Raw genomic sequence first — 12542 nt, 5'->3', positions numbered from 1 at the left:
CGGGCGCCGGGTCACCTCCCGCGCGACCTCCCACGCCATCTCTCGGGGACGACTCGGGGTCAATCCTGATGCCGGGGGTCCGTGGCGACTGGCAGGGTGGTGCCATGAGCGCCGCCCCCACGACCTCTGTCCCCCCGTCCGTCCCTCCGTCCCGCGCCGCGGCCCGGGCCATCGACCTCCGCAAGGTCTACGGCTCGGGCGACTCCGAGGTCCGTGCCCTCGACGGCGTGTCGATCGACCTCGCGGCCGGTGAGTTCACGGCGATCATGGGCCCCTCCGGCTCCGGCAAGTCCACCCTGATGCATTGCCTGGCCGCCCTGGACACCCCCACGTCGGGGCAGGTCGTCATCGGCGACACAGAGCTCTCCCGGCTGCGCGACAAGGCGCTCACGGCGCTGCGCCGCGACGAGATCGGCTTCGTCTTCCAGGCCTTCAACCTGGTCCCCACGCTCTCGGCCCGGGAGAACATCCTGCTCCCGCTCAGCCTCGCCGGGCGCAAGCCCGACCAGCAGTGGTTCGACACGGTCGTCGACACCGTCGGCCTGCGCGACCGGCTCGGCCACCGGCCCGCCGAGATGTCCGGCGGCCAGCAGCAGCGCGTCGCCTGCGCCCGCGCCCTGGTGAGCAAGCCGGAGATCGTCTTCGCCGACGAGCCGACCGGCAACCTCGACAGCACGTCCGGCGCCGAGGTGCTGTCCTTCCTGCGCCGGAGCGTGGACGAGTTCGGCCAGACGATCGTGATGGTCACCCACGACGCCGTCGCGGCGTCGTACTGCGACCGCGTCGTTTTCCTCGCCGACGGCCGGATCGTCGACGAGCTCCGCAAGCCGGAGCGCGAGCAGATTCTCGAGCACATGACCTCCCTGCAGGACGCCGCTGCGCGCGGGAAGGCCTGAGATGCTGCGCCTGACCCTGCGCAACCTCCTCGCCCGCAAGGTCCGGCTCGTGATGAGCGGGCTGGCGATCGTGATCGGCGTGGCCTTCCTGTCCGGCGTGCTGGTCTTCAGCAACGGGCTGTCCACGACCTTCGACGGGATCATCTACGGCTCGACGCCCGACGGAGTCGTCCGCGCACAGGACACCGACGAGTTCAGCGGCGGCGTGTCCGGGCAGTCCGCCCAGGCGATGACGCCGGACACGGTGGAGGCGCTCGCGGCCCTGCCCGAGGTCGCCCGCGCGGACGGTGACATCAACGCCGGCGGCATGAGCCTGCTCGCGAAGGACGGCACGCTCGTCGGTGGCACCGGCGCGCCGACGCTGGCCTTCAACTACCACGACGGCCCCAACATGGCCGGCGACGAAATCCTGCTGCTCAAGGGCGGTCGCTGGCCGCAGGGCAAGGACGAGATCGTCCTCGACGAGGGCGCCGCCGAGGCGGGCGACTACCGGATCGGCGACGAGGTCAAGCTCCTCGCGCCCTTCGGCGTCCTCGAACGCACCGCGACGCTGGTCGGCACGGCCGAGTTCAACGGAGGCGGTACGGCGGGCGCCACCCTCCTGGTCTTCTCGACCGAGGGTGCGCAGGACCTGTTCTTCCAGGGCAAGGACGTCTACAACCGGATCAGCCTCACGGCCGCACCCGGTGTCACCCAGCGCGAGCTCGCCGACGCCGCCTCGACCGTGCTCCCGGACGGCTTCGAGGCAGTCACCGGCGACAAGGTGGCCGAGGAGTCGCAGGACGCCGTCGGCAGCTTCCTCGACGTGATCAAGACCTTCCTGACCGTCTTCGCGATCATCGCCGTCATCGTCGGCGGCTTCATCATCGTCAACACCTTCTCGATCCTGATCGCCCAGCGAACCCGCGAGCTCGCGCTGCTCCGCGCGCTCGGGGCCTCCCGCGGCCAGGTGATGCGCTCCGTTCTCGTCGAGGCCTTCGTGCTGTCGGTCGTGTCGTCGACGCTCGCCATCGGGCTGGGGCTCCTGCTCGCGCGTGCCCTCGCCGCGCTCTTCCGCAGCGTCGGCCTCGACATCTCCGGCGACGCGCTCGACCTGACGTCGAAGGCGACGATCCTCAGCTATGTCGTCGGCATCGGCGTCACCATGGTGGCCGCCTTCCTGCCGAGCTGGCGGGCCGGCAAGGTCGCCCCGGTCGCCGCCATGCGGTCCGACGTCGCGCCCGAGCGCGCATCCCTGCGGCGTCGTACCGTCATCGGGGCGGCGCTCCTCGCCATCGGCGCCGGGTTCGCGGTCGCCGGGCTGGCGCAGTCCAACGCGCTCCTGATCGGAATCGGGGCGGTGCTGTGGATCCTCACCGTCGCCGCCACCAGCTCGATCATCGGCAAGCCGGTCCTGGCGCTGTGCCGCGGCCTGTTCGCCGGCGTCTTCGGGACCACCGGGCGCCTCGCGGGTGAGAACGCGCTGCGCGACCCGCGCCGCACCGGCGCCACCGCGTCGGCACTGATGATCGGGCTCGCCCTCGTCTCCACGATCGGCGTGCTCGCAGCCTCGCTCAACAAGTCCGTCGACGACGTGGTGGACGAGCAGTTCACCGCCGACCTGCTGGTGCAGAGCACGACCTTCCTGCCCTTCTCCACCGAGGTGGGCGACCGGATCGCCCAGGTCGACGGGGTGGGCACGATGAGCCGCCAGCAGTTCACCACGGCGCAGTACGACGGCAAGGCGGCCTACATCACCGGGATCGACCCGGAGTTCGGGTCGATCTACCACCTCGACGTGCTGGACGGTACCGAGCGGATCAGCGGCGACCAGGCCTTCATCGGCACGGACTTCGCCGAGAAGCACCACCTGTCCGTCGGCGACACGTTGCCGCTCGCCTTCCAGGGCGGGAAGAAGCTGACGCCCGAGGTCGTCGGGATCGTCGACGACACCGAGGTGGCGTCCGAGGTCAACGTGCCGCTCGACCAGCTGGCCGAGGTGGGCGTGCTGCGGCAGGACACCTCGATCAGCATCCTGCTGGAGCCGGGCGCCGACTCCAGCACGGTCCGGGACGCCGTCGACGACGCCGCGAAGTCGGTGCCGATCGTCGGCGTCTACGACAAGGAGGAGTTCTCCGACCAGATCCGCGGTCAGGTCAACCAGCTGCTCTACATGATCTACGGGCTGCTGGCGCTGGCGATCGTGATCGCCGTCATCGGCATCGTGAACACCCTCGGCCTCAGCGTCATCGAGCGCACCCGTGAGATCGGCCTGCTGCGGGCCGTCGGCATGAGCCGGGCCAAGCTGCGCCGGATGATCATGCTCGAGTCGGTCACGATCGCGGTGCTCGGCGCGGTGCTCGGCATGGCGCTCGGCCTGCTGATCGGCGTACTGCTGCAACGGGTGCTGAAGGACGACCTGACCAGCCTCGGCCTCCCGGTCGGACAGCTGGTGCTCTTCCTCGTGATCGCGATCGTCGTCGGCGTGCTCGCCGCCGTCATCCCCGCGATCCGCGCCGCCCGGCTCAACGTGCTGGCCGCGATCGCCACGGAATAGGACTACGCCAGCGCGACCAGGTCCGCGTAGTCGGCGCTCCAGAGGTCCTCGACCCCGTCCGGGAGGATGAGCACCCGGTCGGGCTCGAGGGCGTGGACCGCGCCCTCGTCGTGGGTGACCAGCACGATCGCGCCCTCGTAGCGGCGGATCGCGTTGAGCACCTCCTCGCGAGAGGCGGGGTCGAGGTTGTTCGTCGGCTCGTCGAGGAGCAGCACGTTGGCGGCCGACACGACCAGCGACGCCAGCGCGAGCCGGGTCTTCTCGCCACCGGACAGCACGCCCGCCGGCTTGTGGACGTCGTCGCCCGAGAACAGGAAGGAGCCCAGCACCGAGCGGGCCTCGGTGTCGGTCAGCTGCGGCGCCGCCGACTGCATGTTGTCGAGCACCGTCCGCCCGACGTCGAGCGTCTCGTGCTCCTGGGCGTAGTAGCCGACCTTGAGGCCGTGACCGGCCACGACCTCGCCGGTGTCCGGCTTGTCGACGCCCGCGAGGATCCGCAGCATCGTGGTCTTGCCGGCGCCGTTGAGGCCCAGGATGACCACTCGGGAGCCCTTGTCGATGGCCAGGTCGACGGCGGTGAAGATCTCCAGGGCGCCGTACGACTTGGAGAGGTCGTGGGCCGACAGCGGCGTCCGGCCGCAGGCGGCCGGCGTCGGGAACTTGATCGCCGCGACCTTGTCGGACTGCCGCTCGCCCTCGACCCCGTCGAGGAGCTTCTCCGCCCGCTTGAGCATCTGCTGGGCGGCGCTGGCCTTGGTGGCCTTGGCGCGCATCTTGTTGGCCTGGTCGGTGAGCGTCTTGGCCTTGTTCTGCGCGTTCATCAGCTCGCGCTTGCGGCGGGCCTCGTCGGTCTCGCGCTGGGTGAGGTAGTTCTTCCAGCCCATGTTGTAGACGTCGATGACGGCCCGGTTGGCGTCGAGGTGGTAGACCTTGTTGACGGTCTCCTCGAGCAGGGCGTTGTCGTGGGAGATGACGATGAACCCGCCCTTGTACGACTTCATCCAGTCGCGCAGCCACGTGATCGAGTCGGCGTCGAGGTGGTTGGTGGGCTCGTCGAGGATCAGCACCTCGGCGCTGGAGAAGAGGATCCGCGCGAGCTCCACGCGGCGCCGCTGGCCACCGGAGAGCGTGCCGAGCGGCTGCTCCATCAGGCGGTCGGGGATGCCGAGGCTCTGCGCGATCTGGAGCGCCTCCGTCTCGGCGGCGTACCCACCGCCGGCGTCGAGCTCGTCCTGCGCCCGCTGGAACTTGCGGAACGCCTTGTCCCGCTCGTTCGGGTCGTCGGAGGCCATCGCGACCTCGGCGGCCCGCATCCGTCGTACGGCGTCGTCGAGGCCGCGCGCCGAGAGGATCCGGTCGCGGACGATCACCTCGGGGTCGCCCACGCGGGGGTCCTGCGGGAGGTAGCCGAGCTCACCGCTGTTGGTCACCGAGCCGTTGGCAGGCAGGACGTCGCCGGCGAGGACCTTGGTGAGGGTCGTCTTGCCGGCGCCGTTGCGGCCGACGAGGCCGACCTTGTCGCCGGGGCCGACGCGGAAGCTGACGTTCTCCATGAGGAGCCGCGCACCGACGCGGACCTCGAGCTGGTGCGCAGTGATCATGACGGGTCGATTCTCCCACCGCGCCTCTCGCTCCCCCTAAACCGCGCGGTGCTGGCATAGGGTGCTGACCGTGGTGCGATTCAATCCGAAGGCCCGCCTCGACCAATCTCGGGTTCGTGACGCCGGGAGCGGCGGTGGCGGCGGCATGGGGGGCGGCGGACTCGGCGGCGGCGGGATGCGCCTCCCGATCCCGACGGGCAGGGGCGGCATCGGCGGCATCATCCTGCTGGTCGTGCTGTTCGTGGTCGCGCGCTGCGCGGGCATCGACCTCGGGCTCGGCGGCGACGGCGGGACCGGCGGGCTCGGCTCCGTGTACTCCCCCTCGCGGCTCAGCGACGCCCAGGACGGCTCCGACCGCTACGCGAACTGCAAGACCGGCGAGGACGCCAACAAGAGCCAGGACTGCGCCCGGGTCGCGATCGAGAACTCACTGACCGACTACTGGGGGTCCGAGCTGGGTGGCAAGTTCCGTCCCGAGGAGGCGATGGTCACCTTCACCGGGTCCGTGAACACCGGCTGCGGCGCCGCGTCGAGCGACGTCGGCCCGTTCTACTGCCCCTCCGACGAGACGATCTACCTCGACACCACCTTCTTCGACGACGTCCTCGAGGGCCAGCTCGGCGGGCCGGACGGCAGCTTCGTCGAGTTCTACGTGCTGGCGCACGAGTACGGCCACCACATCTCGAACCTGCTCGGCTTCATGACCGAGGCGAGCCGCCGCGGCCAGAACGGCCCGCAGAGCGGCAGCGTCCGCCTCGAGCTGCAGGCCGACTGCTACGCCGGGCTGTGGGCCAACCACGCCGAGTCCACCGAGGACGCCGCCGGTGAGCCGCTCATCGAGGGTCTGACGCAGGAGGACATCGACCAGGCCATCGAGGCCGCCAAGGCCGTCGGCGACGACTACATCCAGAAGCGCAGCGGCGGTCGCGTCGACGAGGAGGCCTGGACCCACGGCTCCTCCGAGCAGCGCAAGAAGTGGTTCATGGTCGGCTACGAGCAGGGCAGCCGCGACGCCTGCGACACGTTCTCCGTCGACCGGGTCTGACCATTCGGGCGAGCGCGTCTCCGGCGCGATGACGGGAGGCAGCAAGCTGCCGTCGCGCCTCCCGCCGCGCTGCCGCCGGGACCCGGAGACGCTGCGGTTTGGTCCCAAACCGCAGAGATCCGGCCCGAGATGTTGTGGTTTGGGACCAAACCGCAACCATTCGACCGGCCCCGCGGGTCACAGCTCGAGCAGCGCCTCCATGTGCCCGAACGTCCGCTGCAGCGTGCGCAGGTGGGGCGCGACGGCCGGATGCCGGTACTTCGCCGCCAGCGCTCCCTCGCCGGTCGCGACCCGCGCCAGCGCCCACTCCGCGCGGCTGAGCGCCGTGTAGACCGCGACCACCCGGGCGCCGAGGACGACGGTGTCACGGTCGGCGGTGGCGGTCGGCAGCCCGAGCAGGTAGGCGTCGAGCAGCGGCTCGAACTCCTCGCGCGACGACAGCGACAGGTAGCCGAGGTCGCCGCCGACCGGGCCGTGGCCGAGGGTGCCCCAGTCGATCGCGAGCGCGTCGTCGCCCTCGCGACCCGGCAGGTTCAGCGGCGTGGGGTCGCCGTGCTGGAGCACCTGCGGCAGTCCGTCGAGGAGGGTCAGCATCAGCTCGCGGCGGGTCCACAGGTGCTCGGCGATGTCGGCGACGGTGGTCCGGGCGAGGGTCGGCCAGCCGCCGCGCCGCGCCACCCGGTCGAGGCGGTTGCGCATCAGGTCGTTCGCCAGGAAGGTCGGGTGCCCGAGCGCGGCGCCGGCGAAGCGGCCGACGGAGAGGGCCAGGAAGAGCCCGCTCGACGCGGCGTCCTCCACCCAGTCGCGGGTGATCGTGATGCCGTCGTCGTCCTCCTCGACGGAGGCACCGGCGGCGCGCAGCCCCGGCGTGCCCGCCGTGAGGCCGGTCTCGAGCACGTCGGCCTCCCGACGCCAGTACGCCACGTGGCCGCGCTCGGAGAGGATGCCGGGGTCGCCGGGCTCGGGCCTGCCGAGACGCTTGACCACGACCGGTCGGCCGCCGAGGGCCGTGCGCCACACACCGACGGTGGACGTCCCGGATCCTCCCGGGAGCGCCACCCAGTCGGGCTCGGGCTGCCACATGGGGCCGAAACTAGTGGATGCGGTGCCCCATCTAGTGGATGTCACGCTCGCGGAAGCGCCACCACGCCACGACGAGGAGTCCCGCGGCGACCGCGCTCAGTGCCGTGGCGCTCCCCCAGCTCCACGGTTCGGAGGGCACCGCCGGCACGTGTGCGTACGGCGACAGGTCGGTCACCCACGCCGGGAGCTGGAGCAGGTCGCCCATCAGCGCGAGCACCATGAACGCGGCCGGCCACACCCACGCGAGCACTGCCCACCGGGTTCCCCAGGCGAGGGAGAGGACGGCGAGCGCCCCGACCACCCACGCGGCCGGCACCCACGCGAGGGCCGCCACGAGCAGGTTGCCGATCCCGGGACCGTCGGCGGCGACGTACCCGATCCAGAGGCCGAGGCCGGTGACCGCGAGGAGCAGTGCGGTGCCCACGAGCGCGAGGAGCAGCGAGGCACCGAACCAGGGCGCGCGGCTGGTGCCGGTGGCGAGGACCAGCTCGGCCCGGCCGTCGGTCTCGTCGCGGGCGGTGTGCGCGACGACGGTCGCGGCGAAGTAGGTCAGCACGACGGCGACCACCGACAGGATCGCCGCGACGAGCTCGCCGCCGAGCTCGTCGATGATCGACTGGGCGGTCTCGGAGTCCAGCAGGTCGCCGATCCCCGGCGCGATCATCCCGAAGACGACCCCCATGACGCCGGCCGCCAGCGTCCACAGCACGAGCGTCGTGCCGCTGGTGCGGACCGCCAGCGCGAAGGCGTCGGCCAGCCGGGGTGAGCCCGTCGCCGGTCCCGGGCGGGCGGCGAGCAGGCCGGAGCCGAGGTCGCGGCGCGCCCGGAGCGCGACCGCGACCGCACCGAGGACGAGCGCCAGGACGGGGTACGCCGCGAGCAGCCACCAGCGGGTGTCGCCGTACGCGCCGACCTGGGTGTTCCACCCGAGCGGCGAGAGCCAGCTCAGCCACTGCGGGCCGGTGTCGCCGGCGGCCCGGAGGACGAAGGCCACGCCGATCACGCCGGCCGCGAAGCCCGCGCAGGTGCGCGCGCCGGCGGAGAGCTGCGCGGTGACAGCGCCGATCCCGGCGGCGACCAGGCCGGTGCCGGCCCAGAGCCCTCCGAACGCCACCGAGCCCGTCGCGGAGAGACCGCTCAGGGTGTTGCCGACCGCAGTCAGCGCGCCGAGGGCGACGGCGAGCAGCAGCGCCTCGACGGCCACCGCCGCGAGCGGCGCGTTGCGTCCGACGGCCGTGCCGCCGACGAGCTCGGTCCGGCCGCTCTCCTCCTCCACCCGGGTGTGCCGGCGGACGACCACGACGAACAGCACGGCGACGAAGACGGCGTACAGGACGGTCATCTTGGTCATGGCGAGCTCACCCTCGCTCGTCACGTCCAGCACGGGGCCGTAGAGCGCGACGATGGCGGGGCTGGCGTTGAGGGCCTCTGCGGCGTGGACCCGGGCGGCCTGGTCGGCGTACAGGCTGGGCGTCGCGGCGGCCGAGGCGACGCTCATCATGACCAGCACGGCGATCCAGACCCCGGCAGGAACGCGGTCGCGACGCAGGGCCAGGCGCAGCAGCAGCCGCCAGCCCGCGGTCGTGCTCATCGCCCGGCGCCGGCGCGGTCGCGGTAGGCGTCGAGGAAGAGCTCCTCGAGGCTCGGCGGGCTGCTGGTCAGGCTGGTGATGCCGGCAGCCGTGAGCTCGGCAAGGACGCCGGGCAGCGCGTCGGCGTCGACGGTGCAGGAGAGCTGGGCGCCGTCCACCGTGACGTCGTGGACGCCGGGCCGCCCCGACAGGTCGGGTACGGCGCCGGAGAGTCCCGCCACCAGCCGGGTCCGCTGCAGGTGCCGCAGCGAGGCCAGGGTGCCGGTCTCCACCACCCGGCCCTCGCGGATGATCGTCACCCGGTCGGCCAGGCGCTCGACCTCGCTGAGGATGTGGCTGGAGAGCAGAACGGTGGCGCCGCGGGCGGTCTGCTCGGCCACGCAGTCGTTGAACACCTGCTCCATGAGCGGATCGAGGCCCGAGGTGGGCTCGTCGAGGATCAACAGGTCCGGGTCGGTGGCGAAGGCCGCCACGAGCGCCACCTTCTGGCGGTTGCCCTTGGAGTAGGCGCGCCCGCGCTTGGTCGGGTCGAGCCCGAACCGCTCGACCAGCTCGTCGCGGCGCGACGTGCGCGGGTCGGCGCCGCGCATCCGGATCAGCAGGTCGAGCGTCTCGCCGCCGCTGAGGTTCGGCCAGAGGCTGACGTCGCCGGGCACGTAGGCGAGGCGCCGGTGCAGCGACGCCGCGTCGCCCCACGGGTCGCCGCCGAGCAGCCGCACGTCCCCGGAGTCCCTGCGCAGGAGGCCGAGCAGCACCCGGATCGTCGTGGACTTCCCGGCCCCGTTCGGGCCCAGGAAGCCGTGCACCTCCCCCGGCGCCACCGACAGGTCCAGCTCGTCGAGGGCGCGGAAGCTGCCGAAGGTCTTCACCAGGTCGCGGATCTCGATGACGGGCGTCGTGCTGTCGTCCACGTCCCGAGGCTAGACCTCGAATCCTTCCGCAGGGGCCCGCGCCGACGGGGTGGGGACGAAGGACCCGGCGCCGTGGTGACCTCCGCCCCGCGGCAGGATGGCCCCGTGCAGATCCAGGTCGACGACCCCCGCCGTCCCGACGTGCTGGCGCTCCTCGAGGAGCACCTCGCCGACATGTACGCCACCTCGCCGCCCGAGAGCGTGCACGCCCTCGACCCCGACGCGCTGACGGTCCCGTCGATCACCTTCTGGACCGCGCGGGACGGCGACACCCTGCTCGGCTGCGTCGCCCTGAAGGCGATCTCGGGCGAGCACGCCGAGATCAAGTCGATGCGCACCGCCACGGCGGCCCGCCGCCGGGGCGTGGCCGGCCTGCTGCTGGACCACGTCCTGGCCGAGGCCCGCGAGCGCGGGCACGCGCGGATCAGCCTGGAGACCGGCGCGGAGGACTACTTCGTCGCGGCCCGGACCCTCTACTCCACCCGAGGCTTCCGCGAGTGCGGGCCGTTCGAGGGCTACGCGCCCGACCCCAACAGCGTGTTCATGACCCTGGAGCTCTGACACCCGGACCGGCGGCGTTCTCCACGTCGACCACCAGCGACTCCGCGTCCCGGACGACCTGCTCCAGCACCGCCCGCCGCGGATCGGGTACGGCGAACCACGGGCCCACCACGCGCACCGACCCCAGCCTCCGGTCGGCCAGCACCTCGGCGACCGCGGCCCGGTCGCCGCCGGCGACGACCACCTCGACGCCCTCCAGCACCCGGACGGCGTGGTCGGCCGCTGCCTCGAACGCCTCGCGCGCCTGGTTCGCCCGGCGGCGCGCGAACCGCTGCTGCGACTGGCCTCCGGCCTTCGTGCGGCCCTGGACGTGGCGCTGGCCCGTCTTCGATGCGACCACCGTGCCCCGCTCGATGCGGGCCGCCGCGAAGCCGCCCTTGCGCACGAGCAGGACTCCCCAGCCGGCTGGCGCGGCGACCGCATCGGCGAAGGCAGCGGGATCGGGCGGTCCGTCGTACCCGGTGGAGAAGGGGAGGTGGGCCACGAACCGCGACCCGTCGGGAGCGCTCCCCCGCAGACCGCCGGCAGCGACCTCGATCGTCGCGGGTCCGTGGGACGCCTCGAAGTTGGCGAGCCACCGGGGCCAGCGGGCGACTGGGACGAGGACCTCGGGCACGCGCCGACGGTACCGGCAGTCCGTTCACGAGAACGTGTTCTAGTCTGCTGCCATGGCCCGGATGCACCCCTGCGAGCGCGTCGGGATCGACTTCGTCGAGACCGCTCCCCACCGCTACGCCAACAGCGTCGAGCTCGCCGTCACGCCGGAGCAGCTCTTCGAGGTGCTGGCCGACGCCGACGCCTGGCCGCGCTGGGCGAGCGTCATCACGAAGGTGGTCTGGACCACCCCGGAGCCGCGCGGCACGGGAACGCGCCGGACGGTCACCATGCGCGGCGGGCTCGTGGGCGACGAGGAGTTCCTCGCGTGGGAGCCACCGAGGATGATGTCCTTCCGGTTCAACGAGGCGTCCACGCGCACCGTCAAGGCCTTCGCCGAGCGGTACGACGTCGTCGCGACCCCGACCGGCTGCCGGCTCACCTGGACCCTCGCCCTCGACGTCCGCGGACCCTCGCGCCTCGGCATGCCGCTGGGCAAGCCGGTCATGAACGCCGTCTTCCGGCGCTTCCTGAAGAGCCTCCGGACCTACACCGACGAGCGCTTCGCCTGAGCCCGGGCCGGGCAGTCCTCGGATCCGACGGTCCCCGTTCCGCCCACGCACGGGTCGGGTCGAGCCTACGATCCAGGGATGCTCCCCCGTCGCGTCGTCGTCGCGCTGGTCCTGCTGGCGCTCGCCGCGCTGTCCCTCCCGAACGGTGGGTCCGCGACAGCGAGCACCGGCACGCCGTCGTACACGTGGTCGGCGACGCCCTCACCCGTCGTGCTGCTGCTGCCGAGCAGGATGGTGCGGCTCCGGGCGACCACCTTCTGCTGGACGGCTCCGCCGGAGAGCTCGGGCGAGGGCGAGATCGGCTCGGCGCTGTGCAGCGACGGGATCGAGCCGTCCCGGGCGGACCTGCCGAAGGTGGCGCGCAGCCGGCCGATCCGGTTCTGGTTCGGCCGTCCCGGCTGGCGCTGGAGCGCGACGCTGACCAGCTTCGCGCACCCGCGCCGCGACGGCTGCCGGGTGCGCCGGGTGCCGACCCGGGTCACGGCGCAGCGCTACGACCTCGCACCGCCGCGCCACCGCGGCACCTACCGGGTGCGCCTGTTCGGGCAGGGGCCCGAGGGCGACGTGCTGGTCAGCTTCTCGTGGCGCTACGGGAGCCGGCCGGGCCGCTGCTCCTGAGGTTTCGAGACGATCGGTTCTCAACCTCTTCGCCCCACGCCGACCGCTCGTCCCTCGCGGCCGACTGGCCTCAGGTTTCGAGACGATCGGTTCCGGCCTCGCAGGCTCAGCCGGACGATCCCTCAACCTCTTCGCCCCACGCCGACCGCTCGTTCCTCGCGGCCGGCTGGCTCAGACGTTGAAGCCGAGCGCGCGCAGCTGCTCGCGGCCGTCGGGCGTGATCTTGTCGGGGCCCCACGGCGGCATCCAGACCCAGTTGATCGCGACGTCGTTGACCAGGCCCTCGAGGGCGCTGTTGGTCTGGTCGGTGATCACGTCGGTCAGCGGGCAGGCCGCGGACGTGAGGGTCATGTCGAGGACGAGGTTGGTGCCCTCGTCGACGTGCATGCCGTAGACGAGGCCGAGGTCGACGACGTTGATGCCGAGCTCGGGGTCGACCACGTCCTTCATGGCCTCCTCGATGTCCGCGAGGGCGACGCTCGTGGAGGCGTTGGTGCTCGACTCGGCGAGGCCGGCGGCCTCGGGCACGTGCGG

Annotated in this window: 12 protein-coding genes; 6 read left to right on the top strand and 6 right to left on the bottom strand. The window is 72.3% G+C overall.

Translation table 11 applies throughout. The features are described from left to right. Nucleotides 1-104: 104 nt before the first annotated feature. Complete coding sequence (locus tag AC2YHB_RS06595) at nucleotides 105-896, top strand: ABC transporter ATP-binding protein (protein WP_036546283.1); 792 nt, start codon at nucleotides 105-107, stop codon at nucleotides 894-896. 1 nt (nucleotide 897) lies between these two features. Further along, the gene (locus AC2YHB_RS06590; protein ID WP_179651377.1) at nucleotides 898-3432 is read left to right on the top strand and encodes an ABC transporter permease; all 2535 of its coding nucleotides are present in this window, start codon (nucleotides 898-900) and stop codon (nucleotides 3430-3432) included. Between the two features lie 2 nt (nucleotides 3433-3434). Here the strand turns inward: AC2YHB_RS06590 and abc-f are convergent, their stop codons facing one another. Further along, complete coding sequence (gene abc-f / locus AC2YHB_RS06585) at nucleotides 3435-5033, bottom strand: ribosomal protection-like ABC-F family protein (RefSeq protein WP_179651379.1); 1599 nt, start codon at nucleotides 5031-5033, stop codon at nucleotides 3435-3437. Nucleotides 5034-5103: 70 nt separating this feature from the next. Between abc-f and ypfJ the strand changes: the two genes are divergently transcribed. Continuing rightward, entirely contained in the window at nucleotides 5104-6078 is a 975-nt protein-coding gene (gene ypfJ, locus AC2YHB_RS06580; protein ID WP_308645680.1) for a KPN_02809 family neutral zinc metallopeptidase, read from the top strand. Between the two features lie 177 nt (nucleotides 6079-6255). On the opposite strand, the gene AC2YHB_RS06575 is transcribed toward ypfJ, so the two are convergent. The 3 genes from AC2YHB_RS06575 to AC2YHB_RS06565 are packed head-to-tail and all read right to left on the bottom strand — an operon-like array spanning nucleotide 6256 to nucleotide 9663. Then, complete coding sequence (locus AC2YHB_RS06575) at nucleotides 6256-7161, bottom strand: phosphotransferase (RefSeq protein ID WP_179651381.1); 906 nt, start codon at nucleotides 7159-7161, stop codon at nucleotides 6256-6258. Nucleotides 7162-7192: 31 nt separating this feature from the next. Next, nucleotides 7193-8752, bottom strand: a complete 1560-nt coding sequence (locus AC2YHB_RS06570) for an ABC transporter permease (RefSeq protein ID WP_487353676.1) — start codon at nucleotides 8750-8752, stop codon at nucleotides 7193-7195. Further along, entirely contained in the window at nucleotides 8749-9663 is a 915-nt protein-coding gene (locus AC2YHB_RS06565) for an ABC transporter ATP-binding protein (protein WP_308645681.1), read from the bottom strand. The genes AC2YHB_RS06570 and AC2YHB_RS06565 overlap by 4 nt, the downstream gene beginning before the upstream one ends. A gap of 105 nt (nucleotides 9664-9768) precedes the next feature. Here AC2YHB_RS06565 and AC2YHB_RS06560 point away from each other — a divergent pair, with 105 nt between their 5' ends. Further along, entirely contained in the window at nucleotides 9769-10224 is a 456-nt protein-coding gene (locus AC2YHB_RS06560) for a GNAT family N-acetyltransferase (protein ID WP_308645682.1), read from the top strand. On the opposite strand, the gene AC2YHB_RS06555 is transcribed toward AC2YHB_RS06560, so the two are convergent. Next, nucleotides 10205-10840 (bottom strand): acVLRF1 family peptidyl-tRNA hydrolase, encoded by a 636-nt coding sequence (locus tag AC2YHB_RS06555; protein ID WP_179651385.1) that lies wholly within the window; start codon nucleotides 10838-10840, stop codon nucleotides 10205-10207. The genes AC2YHB_RS06560 and AC2YHB_RS06555 overlap by 20 nt on opposite strands. Before the next feature lie 52 nt (nucleotides 10841-10892). On the opposite strand from AC2YHB_RS06555, the gene AC2YHB_RS06550 reads away from it, so the two are divergent. Both AC2YHB_RS06550 and AC2YHB_RS06545 read left to right on the top strand, forming a co-directional pair. After that, nucleotides 10893-11390 carry an SRPBCC family protein gene (locus AC2YHB_RS06550; RefSeq protein ID WP_487353675.1) on the top strand — a complete coding sequence of 166 codons (498 nt, stop codon included), beginning with the start codon at nucleotides 10893-10895 and terminating at the stop codon, nucleotides 11388-11390. Nucleotides 11391-11468: 78 nt separating this feature from the next. Next, on the top strand, nucleotides 11469-12008 hold the full coding sequence (locus tag AC2YHB_RS06545) for a hypothetical protein (RefSeq protein ID WP_487353674.1): 540 nt from the start codon (nucleotides 11469-11471) through the stop codon (nucleotides 12006-12008). Nucleotides 12009-12179: 171 nt separating this feature from the next. On the opposite strand, the gene AC2YHB_RS06540 is transcribed toward AC2YHB_RS06545, so the two are convergent. Next, nucleotides 12180-12470 carry a metal-sulfur cluster assembly factor gene (locus AC2YHB_RS06540; RefSeq protein WP_277987709.1) on the bottom strand — a complete coding sequence of 97 codons (291 nt, stop codon included), beginning with the start codon at nucleotides 12468-12470 and terminating at the stop codon, nucleotides 12180-12182. Between the last annotated feature and the right edge of the window lie 72 nt (nucleotides 12471-12542).

It is taken from the genome of Nocardioides sp. SRI_004, assembly GCF_057586415.1.
The sequence above is the reverse complement of the archived record's forward strand: the minus strand, read 5'-3'. Positions and strand labels throughout refer to the sequence as shown.